This window comes from Nostoc sp. ChiQUE01b, from assembly GCF_034531255.1.
Taxonomy (GTDB): Bacteria; Cyanobacteriota; Cyanobacteriia; order Cyanobacteriales; family Nostocaceae; genus Nostoc.
The window spans coordinates 1-21126 of sequence record NZ_JAVRBM010000014.1 but is presented as its reverse complement, the minus strand read 5'-3'; the positions used below and the strand labels follow the sequence as shown (position 1 = coordinate 21126).

Sequence of the window (21126 nt, the reverse complement as noted above, 5' to 3'; positions counted from 1 at the left end):
AACGGAATTCAAAGACTTATTCATGAGTATTAAAGGTGGATGAACTGAGTTTTCTAACTCCTGCCCAATGCCCAGACATTAATTAATAATTAGGGTAAACTATCATGACTATTGCACTAGACCGTCCACAGAAAACTAAGTCTGCTCAAATTCGGGAAAAACTGGGTTATCCGATTATCGATACTGATGTACATACCCAAGAATTTCCCCCAGCATTCTTGGACTATTTAGAGCAAGTTGCTGGAACTGCGATCGCACAGCGTTTTCAAGAACACTTACCCGGTGCATCTCGCTCTAAATGGTTTAACCAATCTTGGGATGAACGCCGCACTTACCGCACCGCCCGCCCTCCTTTCTGGACTCGTCCCACTAACGATGCTTTAAATTTAGCTACTGTTAGTTTGCCAAAGTTGTTGCACGAACGCTTACAAGAAGCAGGTACAGACTTTGCTGTTGTGTATCCCAACTTGGCAACGATGGCACCACACATCGGTCATGAAGAGATGCGGCGGGCTGTTTGTCGTGCGGCTAATACTTACCACGCTGATATTTTCCGTCCTTATAGCGATCGCTTAACACCCATAGCTGCTATTCCCATGCATACGCCCGAAGAGGCGATCGCCGAATTGGAATATGCGGTGAAGATTCTGGGACTCAAAGCAATTCAAATCCCCGGACATATCCGCCGTCCGATTCCCGCTTTCGAGAAGTATGGCGAAGAAGTAGCCAACGAAGCCATCTGGATTGATACCTTTGGCTTGGATAGTAAATATGATTACGATCCCTTCTGGGCTAAGTGCGTAGAACTGAAAGTTGTACCCACCACCCACTCTTCCGGTATGGGTTGGATCAATCGGCGTTCGATTAGCAATTACCAATACAACCATATTGGTCACTTTGCATCGGCTGGGGAAGCACTATGTAAATCTTTGTTCTTTGGTGGTGTAACTCACCGCTTCCCTACACTCAAGTTTGCTTTCTTAGAAGGAGGTTCAGCTTGGGGTGCTAGTTTGTACACCGATTTGATTTGGCACTGGGATACTCGCAATAAAGACCATTTGGTGGAAAATAACAATCCCGCCAATGTTAATTATGAAGAACTACTAGAACTCTATACCCGTTATGGTGGTGAACTAGTACATGGTCGCTTGGATCAACTAGGGAGTGGTTTAGGTTTCCACGCTGACTTAGTATCTCCCCTAGAACCAGGTGATTTGGATGAATTCGCCGTAGCAGGAGTAACGAAGCCAGAGGATATCCGCGATCGCTTTTTGAATCACTTCTACTTTGGTACAGAATCAGATGATACCCGTGTAGCCCAAGCCTTTAACCGTAAAGCTAATCCTTATGGCGATCGGGTTAAAGCATTCTTGGGTTCTGATTCTGGTCATTGGGACGTACCTGATATTACTGCGATCGCAGCCAATACCTATTCAATGGTAGAACGCAAGATTATCACCGAAGAAGATTTGCAGTACTTCCTGTCAATTCATCCCTTGGAGTTGTACACCAGCCTGAATCGTGATTTCTTCAAAGGTACGACTGTGGAGAAAACCGCAGATGAATTTCTGGCTGGGAAAGGGAGTAGGGACTAGGCAATACGGTTCGGTTTAAGAGACGCGATAAATCGCCGTCTCTACAAAGGATTGATTCTTGTAAAGACGGCGATTTATCGCGTCTTTGCCAATGCCTATAAACATTGATGAGGGTAAAATATCATGACGATCGCTCTAGACCGCCCACAAAAAACTAGGTCTGCTCAAATTCGGGAAAAACTTGGTTATCCGATCATTGACACTGATGTACATACCCAAGAATTTGAACCGGCAGTCTTGGATTATTTAGAGCAAGTTGGTGGAACTGAAATTGTCGAACGTTTCAAAGAAAATTTACCAGGAGCTTCTCGCTTTAAATGGTACAAACAAAGTTGGGAAGAACGTTTTGCTTATCGTAGCAATCGCCCTAACTGGTGGGGTCGTCCAACCAAAAATACTTTGAATTTGGCTACCATTAGCTTGCCCAAGTTGCTGCATGAGCGCTTAGAAGAAGCAGGTACAGACTTTGCCGTTGTGTACCCCAATTTGGCAACAATGGCCCCGAATATCGGCAACGAAGAAATGCGGCGGGCTGTTTGTCGAGCAGTTAACACTTACCATGCTGATATTTTCCGCCCTTATAGTGATCGCTTAACACCCATCGCCGCTATCCCACTGCACACTCCCGAAGAAGGGATTGAAGAATTGGAATATGCAGTGAATGTTCTCGGACTCAAAGCAATTCAAATTCCTGGTTACGTCCGTCGCCCAATTCCTGCCTTTGAGAAATATGGTAAAGAAGTGGCTAACGAAGTGGTTTGGATTGATAACTTTGGCTTAGATAGCCAGTATGATTACGATCCATTCTGGGCGAAGTGCGTAGAACTAAAAGTTGTACCCACAACTCATGCTTCTAGCCAAGGTTGGACAACTCAGCGTTCTGTCACCAACGCCCAATACAATCACATAAATCACTTTGCCTTTGCAGCCGAAGCATTATGCAAATCGCTGTTCTTTGGTGGAGTTACTCGCCGCTTCCCACAATTAAAGTTTGCCTTTTTAGAAGGTGGTTCAGCTTGGGGTGCTAGCCTATATGCTGATATTATTTGGCATTGGGAAACCCGCAACAAACAACATTTGTTGTCAAATAATAATCCTGCCATTATTGACAAAGAAGCACTCGTAGAGTTGTATACTCGTTACGGTGGCGAACTAGTAGATGGACGCTTAGATAAAATTGGTGACGGTTTAGGATTCCACCATCAACTATTGGCTCCAGAAAATCCAGGCGAACTCGACGAATTTGAACTAGCAGGAATTGAGAAACCAGAAGATGTGCGCGATCGCTTCTTGAATCATTTCTACTTCGGTACGGAATCAGACGATACCCGTGTATCCCAAGCATTTAATCGTGCAGCTAATCCCTTTGGCGATCGCGTTAAAGCCTTCTTAGGTTCCGATTCTGGCCACTGGGATGTGCCTGATATCACCGCCGTTACTGCCAATGCCTACTCAATGGCAGAACGCGAAATCATTACCGAAGAAGACCTCCGCTACTTCCTTTCAATCCATCCTTTGGAGTTGTACACCAGTCTCAATCAAGACTTCTTCAAAGGTACAGGTGTCGAGAAAGCCGCAAACGAATATTTGTCATTAGTCATTAGTCAGTAGAGACGCGATTAATCGCGTCTGTACAATGGTCGTTTGCAAAGGACAAATGACTAATGCAAAGGACAATTACAACGTTCCATGTTCCATTTCCTCTGTTCATTTGTAGGGTGGGTTTTTCCCACTCTGCATTTCTTCTAAATTTTGTGTCTAATAGCAAATTATGAAACAAGATATTGTTTCCCTTTCACAGAAAAACTGGTTATATTCATAAGCATTTTTCTGTGTTTACCTTAATTACGAATTACGAATTATTAGGACGGTTTGATTATGGTGCTAGATATTACAAAACCAAAAGATTATATTGACCTAGCAGCTTCTCTATCCAAGGAACTTGCTCAATCCGCAGTTGAACGGGATGCTAAAGCTGGAGTTCCCGAAGAGGAAATTAATAAACTGCGTGAAAGTGGCTTATTACCACTGATTGTACCCAAGCAATATGGTGGCATTGGTGCAACTTGGATTGATGCCTTAAAAATTGTCAGAAAGCTATCAAAAGCAGATGGATCAATTGGTCAGTTATATGGTAATCATCTCAATTTGACAGCTTTGGGTCATGTTTCCGGCACGTCGTCTCAAAAGGAAAAATATTATAGAGAAACTGCTAAAAATAACTTATTTTGGGCAAATGCTATCAATACAAAAGACACTAGGCTGAAAATAAATCCCGAAGGTGAGAACTTTCGGGTTAATGGTATTAAAAGCTTTGGTACAGGTATTTCTGTTGCAGATTATCGGGTATTCTCCGCTTTGGAAGATGGCGTAGAATTGCCCTTCATATTCATAATTCCCAAAGACAGGGAAGGGTTAGTTTCTAATCAAGATTGGGACAATGTTGGGCAACGTCGCACTGATAGCACTAGTTATACATTTAACAATGTCCTAGTAGAAAAAGATGAGATTTTGGGGCCACCCAATCCTCCTGATAGTGCCTTCTCAACTTTTCTTGGCATTATTGCCCAGCTAACAAAAACCAACGTTTATCTGGGAATTACTAAAGCAGCCTTCTCTGCCGCTCGTGAGTACACAAAAACTACAACTAAACCGTGGATTACATCAGGAGTAGATAGTGCTACTCAAGACCCATATATCCTACATCATTACGGAGACTTTTGGGTGGAAATTCAAGCTGCGATCGCTCTAGCTGACCAAGCAGCCGAGAAGGTGCAAGCAGCATGGGACAAGGATGTAGACCTCACTCATCAAGAAAGGGGAGAAGTAGCGATCGCAGTTTCCGCAGCCAAAGCATTAGCTACTCGTGTAGGTATAGATATTACCAACCGTATCTTTGAAGTTACGGGAACCCGTGCCACTGCAACCAAATATGGATTTGATCGTTACTGGCGAGATTTGCGAACCTTTACCCTGCACGATCCTGTGGACTACAAATTGAAAGCGATCGGCGATTGGGTACTTAACGATCAACTACCCGTTATCACTCAATATTCTTAGGGCATTTGTCATTTGTCATTTGTCATTTGTCATTTGTCATTGGTCATTTGTCAGGAATTATTATTCTCTCCTGCTCCCCCTGCCTCCCCTGCTCCCCCTGCTCCCTACTCCCCACTCCCCACTCCCATTTACCAATCTAAAATCCAAAATTGATATGACTCAACTAAAAACACTTCCTACCTACGACCCAAGTTTATTTGAGGGAGCCGCAGAGGGCTACGCTCAATATAGAACCAAATACCCACCGATTGTATTCGACAAACTAGCCGAAATATTTCATCTCAATGGTCAAGGACGACTCCTTGATTTAGGTACTGGCCCAGGATTAATTTCAATTGGTCTGCGAACCAGATTTGAAGAAGTTGTGGCGATTGATCCCGATCCCGACATGATTGCAGAAGCTAAACGGCAAGCAGCAGCAGTCGGAGCAAATAATATCACTTGGTTACAACAAGGAGCCGAATTCATCGACTCTAGTTTAGGGACATTTAAGTTAGCCACTATTGGTAGAGCCTTCCACTGGATGGAACGCGAACTAGTGCTTGAGAGCCTTTATGAATTGCTTACTGATGATGGTGGATTAGCACTGCTTCAAACTGGTGATAATCCTTGGCAAAGTAATCTACCTTGGAAACAAGCTGCTGTTGGAGTAGTGAAAAAATGGTTAGGTGAAGAACGCCGAACTGGCTTACGAGGACAAGGCACTCGTAAGCTAGTCGATCCTCCCCATGAAGTCGTAATTGGGAATTCGGCTTTTGCTCGTCAAGAAACCTATGAAGTGCCATTTGAAAAATCTTGGACTGTTGATAGCTATCTTGGCTATTTATACACTACAGCTTTCTCTCTGAAAATTTTCTATGGCAATAACGCTCCAGCATTTGAAAAGGATCTTAAAGAAGCGTTATTAGCAGTTGAGCCATCTGGACATTTTACAGAAGAACTCAAAGCTACAATCCTAGTTGCTTGGAAGCACTAGCAAAATTGAACATGATTGAAGGAGAATTCAGAGGTCAGAATTCAAGAGCAAAGGCCAAAGACGCTCCGCCAAGGCGTCAGAATCAAGACGCCACAAATTTCAATCTTCCACTAGCACAACCCTGGAGTGGGTCCTTCTCACTCCACTTCCTAAATTTTCCCTCTCAACTCTTAAATTTTCAGTTCCTCGAGTCGTTATAGGGTGGGTAATACCCACTCTCTTTTCTATTTTAGATATTACAAAAAATTATTTTTATTTATTAAAAAAATGTTCTCCATGACGCTATAGACATGATAAAAATGTTTTTTATGAAAGTGGTAAGAGTATCTACGATCCAATACAGTTTAGAATGAGCAACAAAACCCTAATATTGACACATGATTTACCACGTATTGAAAGGCCAATGGTCTACTTTTTAAATCTGAATTACTCATAAAATTCAGTCTAACAAAATAAAAACTAAAAATATCCACTTACCTCAACAAATTACATTGAATCATGTTCATAAGCTACAGAAAGTCATGGTTGCCTGCGAATATAGCTCGTTATTTTTTGCTGGCGTTTACGACTTTTCTGTTAGTTACAGGCTGTAGCTCTTCAAGCACTCAAAGCAAGAGTCCCCAAGTTGAGGCAACTACTGCAAGCTCAAAAAAACTAGAGGTTATCAACATTGGTCATCAGAGTGGTACACCAGGTTTGAATCTACTCAAAGCTCAGGGCTATTTGGAAAAGCGCTTTGCTGCTGATGGTATTGCTATCAAGTGGATAGAATTTCGGGGCGGGCCACCAATGATGGAAGCAATGGCCGCAAACAGTGTTGATATTGGCAACGTTGGAAATCTGCCACCAATTTTTGCTCAAGCTGGTGATAATCCCATTGTCTATGTTGCTGCAACTGGTTCCAACGCAGGTGCTCAAGCAGTTATTGTCCGTAAAGATTCACCAATCAAAACTCTTGCGGAACTCAAGGGTAAGAAAGTTGCGATCCAAAAAGGAACTGCTCTGCAATATTTGCTTTTGAAAGCTATAGCAAGTGCCGGATTAACTCTCAATGATATTCAACCTGCTTACCTGACTATTCCAGAAAGTCAGGTTGCTTTTGAAAGTGCCAGGGTTGATGTTTTACCTACTAGCGATCCCTTTTACGCTCGGAAAGAGCGAGCAAATGAAATACGAGTTCTAGCCAAAGGTTCTGATGTCGCTCCCCAAAGAGCCTACTATATTGCTACACGCAATTTTGCTGAAAATCACCCCAACTTAGTAAAGGTAATTTTGGAAGAACAAAGAAAAGTAGAAGAATGGGCTAAAGCTAACCCCAATGAAGTTGCTAATTTGTTGGCAGCGCAAACTAGACAAGAACCAGGAGTCTGGAAATGGGCCTTAGAAAGGCGACCTATCTTAGGGGTGTTTGATATAACTGATGAATTTGTCGCTGAACAACAGCAGGTAGTTGAACTTTTCTACAGTCAAAAGCTAATTCCTAAAACTTTCCAAGTCAAAGATGCAGTATGGAAACCTAAGAGTTGATTTATTAAAAGAGAAGTCAGAATTCAAGAATAACCAAGCTCTCCTCTCTTTTTCTGAGAGGTTTTAAGGAAAAGGAAGAGTTCTTTGGATTATTTAATTCGCAATTAATCATAATCGTTTCAACCATCGATACAAGGAATAAAATAACAACCCATGCCAGCTTTAAAAGGAAAGTTTGAATTCAGGAAAAACCAGAGAGCAACACGCCGTTCCTTGTTGTTTGCTCTGGGCTACTGCTTAATGCTATCGACGGTTTTATCGAGTTGTGGTGAAGCCAAAAATAACACTCAGCAGTCATCAGCTTCCCCTGAGTCTGTAGCTGCGTCTAGCACTACAGAGAAGTCAACTGAGAAGCAAGTAGTGCGGATTGTACGTTCAAAACAACTTACCGCTTTAGCAGTTTTAGAAAAACAGGGTTCCTTAGAAAAGCGATTACAGCCTCTAGGTTTTAAAGTACAGTGGGCTGAATTTGCGGCTGGCCCACAACAGCTAGAAGCCCTGAATGCAAATGGACTGGATATCGCATTGACAGCCGAATCGCCTCCTGTATTTTCCCAAGCAGCAGGAGCACCTCTTGTTTATCTAGCTACTACACAGCCTAGTGGTAAATCTATTTCACTTTTAGTTCCTGTAAACTCTCCGGTAAAAACTGTTAGCGATTTGAAGGGTAAAAAAGTTGCTTTTCAGAAAGCTTCCATTGGTCACTACCTATTAGTTAAAGCATTAGAAGATGCAGGGTTTAAACTGAGCGATGTCCAATCAGTTTTTTTAGCACCGGCAGATGCAAATGCGGCATTCAGTCAGAATAAAGTGGATGCTTGGTATATTTGGGAGCCATTTGCTACTAGAAATGTACAAAATAAAATCGCTCGTGTTTTAGCAGATGGCGGTAAGTTGAGGGATACGGGCAACTTTTACTCAACCTCACGCCAATTTTATCAGGCTCATCCTGATGTAATCAAAGTGTTTTTAGAGGAGCTAGAAAAGAAAGAAATCTGGACTAAAGATCATCCCAAAGAAGTAGCACAACTGCTTGCTCCTGTAACTCAGCTAGATCCGCCCACTCTAGAAATAATGCATAAGAAATATGATTATGGGCTAGTACCAATTACTGAGAAAGTGATTAACAAGCAACAGGAAGTTGCAGATAAGTGGTACAGCCTCGGACTTATCCCCAAAAAGGTAAATGTTAGAGATGGCTTTTTAACGCCTGAAGAGTACACCAAAATTACTCCCTCTGACGTTCTAGCGAATAAGTAATTATCTGAAGAAAAAATTAAAGCACAGGAGAATATTATGCCTACCTCGACTTTGACAAAGGTTAAAATTAGTGCTATTGATGCCCCTTTGGGAGCTATAGTTACCGATTTTGATGCCAGTCAAGCGATCGCACCTGAAGTTATATTACAACTTAAGCAAGCACTGCGCGATCGCCACATCTTGATCTTCAAAGAGCAAAAGCTCTCCGAGCAAGAACTTTTGAACTTTTCTCTATACTTTGGCGCACTGTTTGTACCATCTGATGAAACTCCAGTCTTAGCTTCTAAACCGGGAGAAACCCCAGTGGTGATTCCGATTTCTAACGTTGATGGCGGCTATACCGGTACTGGAGAACTCACTTTCCATTCTGACCACAAATGGACTCCTACCCCATCTAGCGGTTCACTTCTTTATGCTTTGGAAATACCTTCTCAAGGTGGAGATACTTATTGGTTAAATACCAATTTGGCATATCAAGCATTAGATGAAACCACCAAAGAACGGATTGCAGATTTACAGCTAATTACCTACAACCCATTCTTACAAGACCGGAATGCACCGCGCCCTTTATATCGTTTGGATAAGAATATTCCTTTAATCAGTCCTGTTTTTCCCCATCCTTTAGTTAGAACCCATCCAGAGAGTGGTAAAAAGCATCTTTACTTAGATGCTGCTACAGAAGTGGAAATTGTCGGATTAGAGCCGGAAGAAGGATCTAAACTGATTGAACAGTTGAGGCAACATCTAAATCAACCCAAGTTTTACTACCAACACAAATGGTCTGTAGGCGATATTGTCTACTGGGATAATCAAGCTACCTTACATTACCGCCAAGCATTCAATCCGAATGAGCGACGAGTATTAAAGCGGGTTAGCCTTGCAGGTAGTCGTCCCTTTTAGGATTTATAACTCAGAAGATTAAGCTAATGGGCGTTTAAATATACATTTTATTGGTCAATAGTCAAGAGTTATTCTGAACTATTGATCAATAAAACTTGTCTGAAGATCGTACTCTATGCTTGTAAATCAAAAATAGTAAAAAAATATTTTTTGTTTCAAAACAAGTGTTTATTAATACTTTATTCTCAGACCAAACTTGATACACTATAGACTGAAATTGATAGTTGTTAGCACTCATTAAAAACGCTACAACAAAAATTATTAAGTTTAATTAAAAATAAATATTATGATGCTTTTGAAATGTTGGCAAAGGCTAAATTTGTTTAGCAATAAACAGCTACTACAATCAAAAATCAAAAATACTAAGACGGTATGTGAGTATAGCCTAAATACTAAACCCATAGAAGCCAAATATAAAATTGAGTCTAAACATATATCTTTATCAATCGCTGCTTGCACTCTTACCATACCATTGAGCATGATTGGCTGTAGCCAAGAAACTAAAACTACTCAAAACGAACTATCCCAAATTAGTACACAATCTCAAAGTCAAACAGTTTCTAATACTCCACAAAAACAAGAGCTACGAGTTGTTTCTTCTAAGCTTGGTTCTCTTGCAGTGATGAGAAAACAAGGAACTCTAGAAAAAAGTTTGGCAGCAAAGAATTTTACTGTAAAGTGGCTAGAATTTGCTGCTGGCCCACAAGCTTTAGAAGCCTTAAATGCTGGTTCCCTTGACATTGCAGCTACAGCTGAGTCACCACCTATATTTGCTCAAGCAGCAGGTACACCTCTTGTGTATATTGCAACGACCCGATTTAATGGTAGAGGAGTTTCTTTTTTAGTACCAAAAAACTCTCTGATTAAAAGTGTTGCTGACTTTAAGGGCAAAAAAATCTCCTTTCAAAAAGCCTCTATTGCCCACTATGTTTTGCTAAAAGCGTTGCAAAAAGAGGGACTAAAATTAAGTGATGTAAAATCTCTTTTTCTCCCACCTCCAGATGCAAATGTGGCTTTTAGCCAGGGCGGAATTGATGTTTGGGTAATTTGGGAACCTTACATTACTAGAAATGTCCAAAAAAATCTTGGTCGTGTATTAATAGATGGACAAGGACTTCAGGATATTGGTAGCTTTTATACTACCTCACGTAAATTTGCCAAAGAGCATCCTGAGATTATCAAAGTTTTTCTAGAGGAGTTTACCAAAGCTGAAGATTGGTCACAGAAAAATATTGATAAGTTAGCAGAACTTGAGACGAGTAACGTTGGTATTGATGTACCTACTCTTAAAACAATTCATAGTAAAGCAGTATATGGTCTACTACCAATCACTGATGAAGTTGTTAAAAAACAACAACAAATAGCTGATTTGTGGTATGCACAAGGACTTCTACCAAAAAAAGTTAATGTCAAAGATGGAGTACTTACTCCAGGAGAGTATGCAGCATTCACACCTGATTCAATTAAATCTAATAAGTAAATAGTTGTAATCAACTTTATAAAATTGGATATTCTCATTTATTCAATGATGGTTTTATACTAGTCTTCCATCAAAAATTGAGGTGCAAAAATGTTTAAAAGTTTCGTAAAATCCCAGACAACAGTTATCAGTAAATTTGCCTTGTTTACAATACCTGGTTTTCTAGCTTTATCTACTACTTTAATCAGTTGTACGTCAACTGTATTTAACACAAATACAGGAACTGAACCGAAAGCAGAACCAGCAGGGGCTAAAACTATAACTTTGAAAACAAAGTTACTGCGAATAGGGTATCAAAGCTCTGGTGATTTAGTTAGAGTCAGAGGAGTTTTAGAAAAACGTTTGGAGCCTTTGGGCTTGAAAGTAGAGTGGTCACAATTTGCTCAAGGGCCACAACTCATGGAAGCGATGAATGTGGGCAAAATTGATATTGGCTCAGTTGGAGAAACGCCTCCGATCTTTGCCCAAGCTGCGGGTGCAAAAATCATCTATTTGGCTGGGAGAAGACTTGGCCCTAATTCCGGTAAAGGTAGTGCGATCGCAGTTCCTAAAAATTCTCCAATTAAAACTTTAGCTGATATCAAAGGTCAAAAAGTAGTCTTTCAAAAAGGTTCTGCTTCTCACTACTTTATCATCCAAGCCTTAAAAGAAGTAGGTTTAAAATATAGTGATATTCAAGTTTTGAGTATGCCCAATGTCGAAGCTCGTGGTGCATTTATTCAGGGTACTATTCCAGTTTGGGTAACTGGCGATCCTCATTTAGCTTTGGTAGAAAAACTCCATGGGGCACGTGTGCTGAGAGATGCAACCAATATCGGTACTCCAGGGGGATACTATGTAGGAACACGAGAATTTGCTAAGGGAAATCCCGAATTAGTTCGCATCATCCTAGAAGAAATTGAGAAAAATGGTCAATGGGCAGAAGCAAATCGTAAAGAAGTAGCCAAACTCATAGCACCTGTACTCAAAATTGATTTACCTATTCAGGAAGTAATTTCTAGCCGTGCTAATTATCGCTTAAGAGGAATTACTCCAGAACTAATGCAAGCTCAACAAAGTGTTGCTGATTTATTTTATAACGAAAAAATATTACCCAAAAAGATTGATGTTAAAGAAGCATTGCTCACGCCTCAAGAATATGTAGCTATTACTCCACCAACACTTATAAGTGAAAAGTAGAGAATAATCAGATATAAAGTTTGTTTTTTTAAACAAACTAGAATACCAATTTACTAAATGAAAAAGGAGATTTGTTAAATTAGCATAATCTCAAATTTTCATCATAAATTGGTGTTTTAGGAGGTTTAAATAGCAACTTCCTATTATCTTACTTGCCCAAAGAAAGTAAGACTGACAAGGTAAAAGCTAAAACTTACAAGGAAAATCACAACTAATGAACAAGTCATTTCAACCACAACGCCGTACAGTCTTAAAGCGTATTGTCCAATATTCTGCATTGGGACTGTTTACTTTATTATCTCCCTTGGCTGGTAGCCTTATGCAAAGCACTCAAGCAGTGCCTGCCAAAGTAATTAACTTGGCTTATCAAAGTTCTGGTGATATTGTCAAGTCTAAAAAAGCTGTTGAGCCACGTTTCCGAGCATTGGGTGTAACCGTGAATTGGGTTGGGCCATTCGCAGCAGGACCGCAATTGATAAAAGCGCTAAATGAAGGTAAGGTGGATATCGGTAATGTCGGAGAAACACCTCCAATATTTGACCAAGCCGCACGTCCAGGTCTCATCCCTGAAGTTGTCTATCTTACTGGACGCACACCCACCGATGGTACAAACCAAGGTATTGTGGTGAAAGCTAATTCTGCCATTAAGAAAGTAGCCGATCTTAAAGGGAAGAAAATTACTTTTCAAGTAGGTTCCAATGCACAGTATTTACTAACAAAAGCGTTGAAAGAGGTAGGGTTAAAAATTAGCGATATCCAAATCGTTGCTTTGACTCCAACTGAAGCCCGCGATGCCTTTATTCAAGGCAGGGCTGACGCCTGGGTGGGTGGCGATCCCCTTTTAGCTGCTGTGGAAAGTACTACCCCGATTCGGAATCTGAGAAATGCAGCAGGAATTAACACTCTTGGTGGATTTTATATTGGCAGGCGTGCATTTGTCACCCAAAATCCGCAATTGGTGCGAGTGTTTTTAGAGGAAGCAGAGAAGGTAGGAGAACAAGCTGAAAAAAACCCAAGCGATTATGCCAAAATTTTAGTTGATGAACAGAAATTAACTCCAGCAGTTGCACTAAAAGTGGCAAGCCGTCGTACTTATAAATTGAGAAAAATTACACCTGCGATCATTGCCGAACAGCAGCGCGTTGCTGATTTTTATTATGATGAAAAAGTCATCTCGCGTAAGATTGATATCAAACAAGGGATTCTTTCTGATCTAGAATATAAAGCGATCATACCTGCTAATATCAAGTAACGGTAAACAGGTAGAGGCAGGTTTATTCAGCTATTAACTTGGCTAGCTATAGCGGTTCCCGACCTGGTGAGGTACGTTTTCAAAGCTACTAAGCTTGTTAAAAAATATTTGGAAATATCTCGGTGTACCTCAGTTGCTTAGGAAACGCTATATTACACTGTAGCGGAAGTTTGCCTAACTTCAACAAGGGGCTTAACAAGTTGCTCAACTAACTTGTTAAGCCTATTGTCTGGTTAAGTCAAAACCGACGAAGGAACAAGCGATCGCAAATCTTCTTACAGATATGATTTTGAACTGACAATTAGTTTTAACTAAAATTTTAGGTATCAAGTAACGGTGAACAGGTAGAGGCAGGTTTATTCAGCGATTAAGTTGGCGATCGCATCTACTAACTCACTTGGCTCTACTGGTTTGGCAATATGCTTGTTAAATCCGGCTCTTAGTACCTGTTGGGCGTTCATTTCTCCAGCATAGGCGGTAAGTGCGATCGCTCGAATTTTTCCTCCTTGCTCTGCTGGCAGTGTTCTCAACTGTCGCATGAACATACATCCATCTACTTCTGGCATCCCAATATCGCTTAAAAGTAGATCTGGCAAGGATTGGGCTAAAGTAGCTAGGGCTTCATTTGCTGATGTTACTGCTGTCACATTTGCCCCATATTGCTCTAGTAAGAAGACAATAAATTCTCGCGTATCTGTATCATCATCCACTACTAAAATTTTCACATCATTCAAATTTGAGGATGGCTCAGAATTGCCACTGTCTTGTTTAATCTCTAATTGATTTTGGATTAACGGTAATCTCACAGTAAAAGTTGCCCCTTGATCTTCGCCCTCGCTTTCTACCTGGACTGTCCCGCCATGCAGTTCGACTAAGTGACGGACTATCGCTAATCCTAACCCCAATCCACCAAATTTTCTGGTGGTGCTGCTGTTCTCTTGGCGAAAATATTCAAACACGTAAGGCAGAAAATTAGGGTCGATACCTTTACCTGTATCGCTGACTTGAATCAGTGCTGAGTTGGAATTTGATTTAGAAGATGATGATAGTCGAATGTCAACCCGTCCGCCTTCTGGTGTAAACTTAACCGCATTTGAGAGCAGATTCCAAACGATTTGCTGCAATCGGTTGGAGTCTCCTAAAACTTGTCCCAAATTTGGTTCCAGGCTAATATGCATCTCAATTGATTTAGCTTCTGCCGATAGCCGCACTGTCTCCATTGCTGCCGAAATCACAGATGCCAGATCGACTGGGTAGATATTCAAGCTGATTTTACCTTGTAAAATCCGGGAGATATCCAGTAAGTCTTCAATTAGTTGAGCTTGTAACTTCGCATTTCGCTCAATAGTCTTCAGCGCTTGAGGAATTGTCTTTTGATCGAGTTTTTTGGTTTGGAGTAGCTTCGACCAACCTAAAATTGGGTTGAGTGGCGATCGCAATTCATGAGAAAGTACTGCCAGAAACTCGTCTTTAATTCGGTTGGCGTTTTCTGCTGCTTTCCGGGCGCTTTGCTCTGCTTCGTATAGGCGGGCACGTTCCATCGCTTGGGCGCACTGCTGTGCTAGTGCCAGCATAAAGGCTTGATCGTCTTGATTAAACTTTTGAATTTCGGTAAAAGCTAGAGACATTCCCCCGATAGCTCGTCCCTCAACGATCAATGGAATCGAAATCCAAGCGCTGTAGTTGGACTGAGCGTTTTCCTGAGCCAGATTTGAGTAACCAGCCACCCTTGTTTCGGTTGGCTCTTGCCAAATAGGTTGCTTATTTCTTACTGCTTCTGCCAGTGGTGCAGATGCATTAATCGAGAATCGACGCCAGGAATCGACTATTTCTTGTTGTTCACCAACAGTTCGGATAATTTCTAATTCAGTGCCGCTTTGTGTCAGCAGTGCGACAAAAACAGAACTAGCTCCCAAAGCTGCCATACTTTGCTCTACAATTACTTCAGCAACTTGTGTTGGAGTTAAAGATTCGGAAAGGGCAGCGGTAATCGCTTGCAGACGGGTAATGCGAGATGTTGCGCGTAAAGCCGCCTGTTGAGATTGCTGTGCTTCTCTGTAAAGTCGGGCATTATCAACTGCGATCGCTGCCCTTCTAGCCAACTCTTCAGCTAACATCAGGCTTTTGGTGTCGTAGCGACGATTTGAAGAAGATACCAAAGTCATAACTCCCAGCACTCGTCCCCGAAGAATTAGCGGTACACTCATACCAGATGTCGGATTTAATTCTTGCAATATTTTCAAGTGACTGGCGTTGTGGGTTGCCCCTTGGATCTGTTCATCAGAAATCAAATGAATAATTTGTGATTTGCCTGTCTGTATTACCTTCGCAACACCTGCTGTTTCGGCCAAATCAGGCGGATAATTTTGTAACTGTTCTACCAATTCTTGTTTCTCTGGATTGGCATGGGCTGCTGCAACCCCACGGAGTAATTGATTGTCACAAATAATATCAATTAAGCACCAATCAGCGATTTCTGGCACTGCTAAACGCACTAAACTTGCTAAGGTTGTCTCGTAGTCTAATGATGCAGCCAAAATCCTACTAGCCTCAGCCAGAAAACGCTGCTCCTCTTCCACCTGTTTCCGCTTAGTAATATTTCGCGAAGACACTTGCATCTCTAAAATTTCTTGAGTTTGGCGATCGCGAATCGCTCGAATAGTTGCTTCCAACCAGATATAATGTCCGTCTTGGTGACGCGCACGGTGAGTAATGGTATAAATATCTGGTAAATCGCCATTGACTGGGTAATTCCTGGCAATCTCTACCAAATCGTCTGGATGAACTAACTCATGGCTGGAATGACCGACTAGTTCCTCTGGTTGATATCCCAGCACTGTGTAGCAAGCTGGTGAAATGTACAGAATAATTCCATCGACTGTATGGCGGGAAATAATGTCAGTTGAATTCTCAGCCAGCAGCCGAAAACGCGCCTCACTCTCGCGCAGTTTGGCATCAGCCTGTTTGCGTTCGGTAATATCGACGCACATTCCCACCCATTCGCGGATTTCGCCTGTTTCGTCGAGTATGGGCACACCGCGTATATTCATATAACGGTATTCGCCGTCATACCGTAGAAGACGATACTCGGCAACTGCAACGCTGCGTGTAGGAAATGCCTGTTTCCAAATTTCCACCATCGAGGCATGATCTTCTGGGTGCAATGCCTCAACCCAACCCCATCCTTTGTATTGTTCGAGACTTTGCCCTGTGAACGCCTGCCAAGTTGGAATATCATCAACAACGTTGCCCCAAGGTCCTGCCCTCCAGACAATGGATGCGCTTGCTTCTGCCAGTGAACGGTAGCGTGCTTCACTATCGCGCAGTGCAACTTGCTGTTTGCTCAAATATTGCTGCAAATCAGTAACCTCTTGAGCTTTCAGATTCTCACTCATTTTCCATCAATTTCTAGTGTGGAGGGGAACCCCTAATATCGTTGCCAGTTTTACCTGTGTAAATTTAAAGTGCTGCCGAGTCTCACGAACCAACTGTCAATCCTCGACTGTTCGATTGCTGGCATAAGCTCAATTTAAATATATTTTGATTTTTCTAATGCAATATAGTAGCAGATGCTATAGCTCTAACTGCACCCATCTAAGGTTATAGAGGTTGTAAGTTGATGATTATCGAAAATTTGGGTCTAAAACCTCCCCCTTCTAGGGGAACTTTACATTTGTTTTGTTTTAGCTTACCATTAGTAATTTTAGTTTGGTAAACACAATGTTAAAAGCCTACAAATACAGAATCTATCCGACAAAATCGCAAGTAGTATTACTTGCTAAGTCGTTTGGTTGTGTACGGTGGTTTTACAACTTTGCGCTTAACTTAACTAGTGAAACTTACTCTTCAACAGGTAAAGGATTAAGTCGTAACGACATCATTAATTTGTTGCCTGCTTTGAAAAAAGAACATGAGTGGTTAACGGAACCTCCTTCTCAATGTTTGCAGCAAGTAGCATTAGACCTGTCCAGTGCTTTTTTGAACTTTTTTGAGAAACGGGCTAAATACCCAAACTTCAAGAAAAAGGGACAAAAGCAATCTATTCGTTTCCCGCAAGGGGTAAAACTAGATGGCGACTATCTGACGCTACCAAAGGTAGGCAAAGTTTACTGCAAGGTATCTCGGATGCCAGAGGATAGGCTTAAATCCGTCACGGTATCGCTAATTCCATCAGGTGAATATTACGCTGCCTGCCTATATGATGACGGTAAAGATAAACCTGTTTCATCATCACAAGGCAAGGCTATTGGGGTAGATATGGGGATAAATCACTATGCAATTACATCTGATGGGACTAAGTATGGCAACCCCAAATATTACCGTAAATATGAAATCAAATTGATCGAGAAGCAGAAGCAACTTAGCCGTAAACTTTATGGATCTAAAAATCGAAATAAAGCACGAATTAAAGTTGCTAAGGTACACACAAAAATTACTAGATGTCGTGAAGACTTTCTACACAAACTAAGTCGTAAATTAGTTGACGAAAACCAAGTCATAGCTGTAGAAAATCTGGCAGTTAAAAACATGGTAAGAAACTCCAAGCTAGCCAAACAATTAGTGACGCTGGATGGGGACAGTTCTGCACCATGTTGAAATACAAGGCACAATGGGAGGGGAAAATCTACATTGAAGTTGATAGATTTTTCCCAAGCTCAAAGACTTGTAGTAACTGCTTGTGCCAAGTAGATAATCTCAGTTTAGAGATTCGTAGTTGGCAATGCCCTAAATGTCAAATGACACATGACAGAGATATCAACGCCGCTATCAATATCAGAGATGAAGGTTTACGACTTTTGGCGGGAGGGCATCTCGCTACCGCTTCTGGACAACGTGTAAGACCATCTAAAGGCACTGCTTTTAGAGGCAATGTTGGATGAAGGAAGAATCCCCGTCGTTCTACGACGGGGAGTTGTCAAGTATTACATCAACTATCATGCAAGCTATTTAAGCTAGTAATAGAATTGTTTCAATTCAGGGGATAAGAATATGAAGGTTTGGCTTGCCTGCTTTTTGGTGCTGTTTGCCTTAGCGGAACTGTTTGACTGGTTGCAAGAATTTAATCTGCCATTACCTATCTATATTTTGGGTGGCGCTTTTTTAGCTGTTGCTTCTAACTATGATAAAATTGTTGGTTCCTATTTTGCTGATTCCAGCATGGAAGCATCGCTTGAACAACCTCAGTTAGATTCACTAACTCCATCTACTAATCCGATTTATTTCCCAATTACCAGTCCTGTTGAAGACGTTCAAACATCTCAAACAGATGATTAGTGCTTGTCTGATTCTATGGTTGAGGCTGGGCGTTAAACCAATTCGCAATTCGCAATGACGCTCCTGCGTCGCTAACGCTGCGAAGAGAGCAATTCGCAATTACGTGTTGTAACGGGGATAAAGACAAGCAGCCCAACACTTGCGGCTTGATAGAAGCCGGGGACTTAAACCCCTACACTTTGTTAAAAGTAGGAATACGTCAAAGTCTTTAAATAGTAAGTAAATTGCTACATTAATAGGAGCTTCAGGTTAACTAGCTTTTAACCTAGATTCCGAAAATTAACTTCTGCGCCTGCAACATCTACCCAATTCAGGCTACCGCCCCAACGCCGTGATTAGTGGACTATTAGAAAAACTCCGTGTACCTTTTGTCAAAGTTCAGGATTCCCGTGAAACTTCTAAGAGCAAAAGCTGGCTGCAAATTATTTTTGTTACCAGTGTAGGAGTTACCGTCTTTATCTGGGGAGTTCGGGAAATCAAATGGTTACAGCCTTGGGAGTTAAGAGTTTATGACCAAATGTTGCGATCGCGTCCCGCACAAGCACCCGATCGGCGGATTTTGCTAGTAAAAATTACTGATGAGGATCTCAAACGAGAGAAATGGCCCATATCAGATCGGACAATCAATCAGCTATTAAAGAAAATAGAGTCTTATCAACCGCGAATTGTTGGTTTATATCTTTTCCGACCAGAAGACAATAATTTGGCGGCTAATCTCCAAAATCAAGATAACATTGTCACTACCTGTTTGTTCAGCAGCTTGGGTAGAGATGAAATTCCCCCGCCGCCGAATGTTCCTATAGATAATGTTGGATTTAGCGATGTAGTTACTGACAATGAAAACGATCAAATTCTCCGCCGCAGTTTGTTATTTGCTAACTCTACAGACAAGAAATGTACAACATCATTTACATTTGGTGCATTAATTGCAATTCGTTATCTGGAAAAACAAGGTATTGAATATGATTTTACTAAAAAAGGAGATTTTCTGTTAGGTAAAAACAAGATTTTGCCTTTACAACCTAATTCTGGTGGCTACCAACATTTGGATACACAGGGCTATCAAATATTATTAAATTACCGTCATCCCAATAGCCTCGCCGACCAAGTAACCCTTACAGATGTTCTTAATGGTCGAGTCAACCCCAATTTATTTAAAGACCGTCTAGTAATTATTGGCACTACAGCAGCTAACATTCCTCCAGGTGGCTTTTATACGCCCTACAGCGCTTTGCCAGATCAACCAGCCAGAATGCCTGCTCTATTTATTCATGCACAGATAGCAAGTCAACTGATCAGTACAGTGTTGGATGAGCGACCCTTGATTTGGTATTGGCCAGACTGGGCGGAACTTATTTGGGTATGGGGCTGGTCGCTATTAGGTGGTGTTTTAGCATGGCGGTGGCAAAATCCACTGCTTTTGCTAGTAGTGGGAACGATAACTCTATTTGGCTTAGTAGTAATCTGCATTGCTTTGTTTTTGCAAGCTGGATGGATACCATTAATTCCCTCTGCTCTTGCTTTGGTGATTAGTAGTATCTGTGTGATTACTTATACTAGCTACCAAAATCAACGACAAACTCAGGTGATTGTTTTGCAAGTTGAAAAACAACAAGAAGCGATCGCCCAATTAAATGTACTCTTAGAAGATAAAACAGCACTTCCTGATTCCTCTGTTGACTTTCTTCCCCCAATTGATTCACCAGAAATAAAATCAGGTGATTTGCTTTTGAGTGGACGCTACAAAATCTCTCAAACTCTCGGTGCAGGTGGATTTGGTCGGACTTATTTAGCACAGGATACTCAACGACCGGGTAATCCTACTTGTGTAGTTAAAAAGTTAATGCCAGCCCGTCAAGATACACGATTTTTGCAAGTCGCTCGCAGGTTGTTTCATAGTGAAGCTGAAATTTTAGAAACTTTGGGTAAACATCATCAAATTCCTGAACTACTTGCTTATTTTGAAGATAACCACGAATTTTATTTAATTCAACAATATATTGAGGGACATACCCTCAGCGAAGAATTACCACCTGTACAAAATGTGCAAAACGAATCATTTGTAATGGAGATGCTTAAACAAGTTTTAGAAATTCTAGAATTTGTTCATCAACATCGAGTGATTCATCGCGATCTCAAACCGACTAATATTATTAGATGCGTTCAAAATAATCGGCTGGTATTGATTGACTTTGGTGCTGTGAAATTGATGCAACCGCCGAGTAGTGAGCAAACAGAATTAGCGACAGTAGCCATCGGGACGCGGGGTTATGCACCTCCAGAACAATTTGCAGGTCATCCCCGCTTATGCAGTGATATTTATGCTTTAGGAATGATTGCTATTCAAGCCATAACTGGGATACCACCGCAAGAACTGCACCCAGATCCAGAAACGGGGAATGTGATGTGGCGACAAACGGTGCAAGTGAGCGAAGAATTAGCGGCAATTTTAGATAAAATGGTTTGCTATCATTTTAGCGATCGCTATCAATCAGCCACCGCAGTTTTACAAGATTTAAAACGTTTTTAAACCTACTTTCGTTATGTTTTGCGTAAGTCCTAAGTTACTATAGCAAAGTGCTGAGTGCTGAGTGCTGAGTGCTGAGTGCTGAGTGCTGAGTGC

Annotated in this window: 15 protein-coding genes; 14 read left to right on the top strand and 1 reads right to left on the bottom strand. The window is 41.3% G+C overall.

Going from position 1 to position 21126, the window contains the following annotated elements:
• Positions 1 to 104 precede the first annotated feature (104 nt).
• The 10 genes from RMY63_RS11790 to RMY63_RS11745 all read left to right on the top strand — a co-directional run bounded on the left by RMY63_RS11790 (position 105) and on the right by RMY63_RS11745 (position 13229).
• Entirely contained in the window at positions 105 to 1595 is a 1491-nt protein-coding gene (locus tag RMY63_RS11790; RefSeq protein ID WP_322728880.1) for an amidohydrolase family protein, read from the top strand.
• Between the two features lie 123 nt (positions 1596 to 1718).
• Positions 1719 to 3206: an amidohydrolase family protein gene (locus RMY63_RS11785; RefSeq protein ID WP_322728879.1), complete on the top strand. Its 1488-nt coding sequence runs from the start codon at positions 1719 to 1721 to the stop codon at positions 3204 to 3206.
• 267 nt (positions 3207 to 3473) lie between these two features.
• Positions 3474 to 4655, top strand: a complete 1182-nt coding sequence (locus RMY63_RS11780; protein ID WP_322728878.1) for an acyl-CoA dehydrogenase family protein — start codon at positions 3474 to 3476, stop codon at positions 4653 to 4655.
• A gap of 154 nt (positions 4656 to 4809) precedes the next feature.
• A complete protein-coding gene (locus tag RMY63_RS11775; RefSeq protein WP_322728877.1) occupies positions 4810 to 5631 on the top strand; it encodes a class I SAM-dependent methyltransferase in 822 nt (273 codons plus the stop codon).
• Positions 5632 to 6129: 498 nt separating this feature from the next.
• Positions 6130 to 7158, top strand: coding sequence for an aliphatic sulfonate ABC transporter substrate-binding protein (locus RMY63_RS11770; protein WP_322728876.1), 1029 nt, complete (start codon positions 6130 to 6132; stop codon positions 7156 to 7158).
• A gap of 153 nt (positions 7159 to 7311) precedes the next feature.
• Positions 7312 to 8418, top strand: coding sequence for an aliphatic sulfonate ABC transporter substrate-binding protein (locus tag RMY63_RS11765; RefSeq protein ID WP_322728875.1), 1107 nt, complete (start codon positions 7312 to 7314; stop codon positions 8416 to 8418).
• 36 nt (positions 8419 to 8454) lie between these two features.
• Entirely contained in the window at positions 8455 to 9318 is an 864-nt protein-coding gene (locus RMY63_RS11760) for a TauD/TfdA family dioxygenase (protein ID WP_322728874.1), read from the top strand.
• A 286-nt stretch (positions 9319 to 9604) separates the two neighbouring features.
• A complete protein-coding gene (locus tag RMY63_RS11755) occupies positions 9605 to 10798 on the top strand; it encodes an aliphatic sulfonate ABC transporter substrate-binding protein (protein ID WP_322728873.1) in 1194 nt (397 codons plus the stop codon).
• A gap of 90 nt (positions 10799 to 10888) precedes the next feature.
• Positions 10889 to 11977, top strand: a complete 1089-nt coding sequence (locus RMY63_RS11750) for a sulfonate ABC transporter substrate-binding protein (RefSeq protein WP_322728872.1) — start codon at positions 10889 to 10891, stop codon at positions 11975 to 11977.
• A 214-nt stretch (positions 11978 to 12191) separates the two neighbouring features.
• Positions 12192 to 13229, top strand: a complete 1038-nt coding sequence (locus RMY63_RS11745; protein ID WP_322728871.1) for an aliphatic sulfonate ABC transporter substrate-binding protein — start codon at positions 12192 to 12194, stop codon at positions 13227 to 13229.
• A gap of 356 nt (positions 13230 to 13585) precedes the next feature.
• Here the strand turns inward: RMY63_RS11745 and RMY63_RS11740 are convergent, their stop codons facing one another.
• Entirely contained in the window at positions 13586 to 16624 is a 3039-nt protein-coding gene (locus tag RMY63_RS11740; RefSeq protein WP_322728870.1) for a PAS domain S-box protein, read from the bottom strand.
• Between the two features lie 325 nt (positions 16625 to 16949).
• Between RMY63_RS11740 and RMY63_RS11735 the strand changes: the two genes are divergently transcribed.
• The 4 genes from RMY63_RS11735 (at position 16950) to RMY63_RS11720 (ending at position 21033) form a co-directional block, all read left to right on the top strand.
• On the top strand, positions 16950 to 17825 hold the full coding sequence (locus RMY63_RS11735; RefSeq protein WP_322728869.1) for an RNA-guided endonuclease TnpB family protein: 876 nt from the start codon (positions 16950 to 16952) through the stop codon (positions 17823 to 17825).
• Positions 17819 to 18109, top strand: coding sequence for a zinc ribbon domain-containing protein (locus tag RMY63_RS11730; RefSeq protein ID WP_322728868.1), 291 nt, complete (start codon positions 17819 to 17821; stop codon positions 18107 to 18109). The genes RMY63_RS11735 and RMY63_RS11730 overlap by 7 nt, the downstream gene beginning before the upstream one ends.
• Positions 18110 to 18218: 109 nt before the next feature.
• A complete protein-coding gene (locus tag RMY63_RS11725) occupies positions 18219 to 18503 on the top strand; it encodes a hypothetical protein (protein WP_322728867.1) in 285 nt (94 codons plus the stop codon).
• A gap of 331 nt (positions 18504 to 18834) precedes the next feature.
• On the top strand, positions 18835 to 21033 hold the full coding sequence (locus RMY63_RS11720) for a CHASE2 domain-containing serine/threonine-protein kinase (protein WP_322728866.1): 2199 nt from the start codon (positions 18835 to 18837) through the stop codon (positions 21031 to 21033).
• Positions 21034 to 21126: the final 93 nt, after the last annotated feature.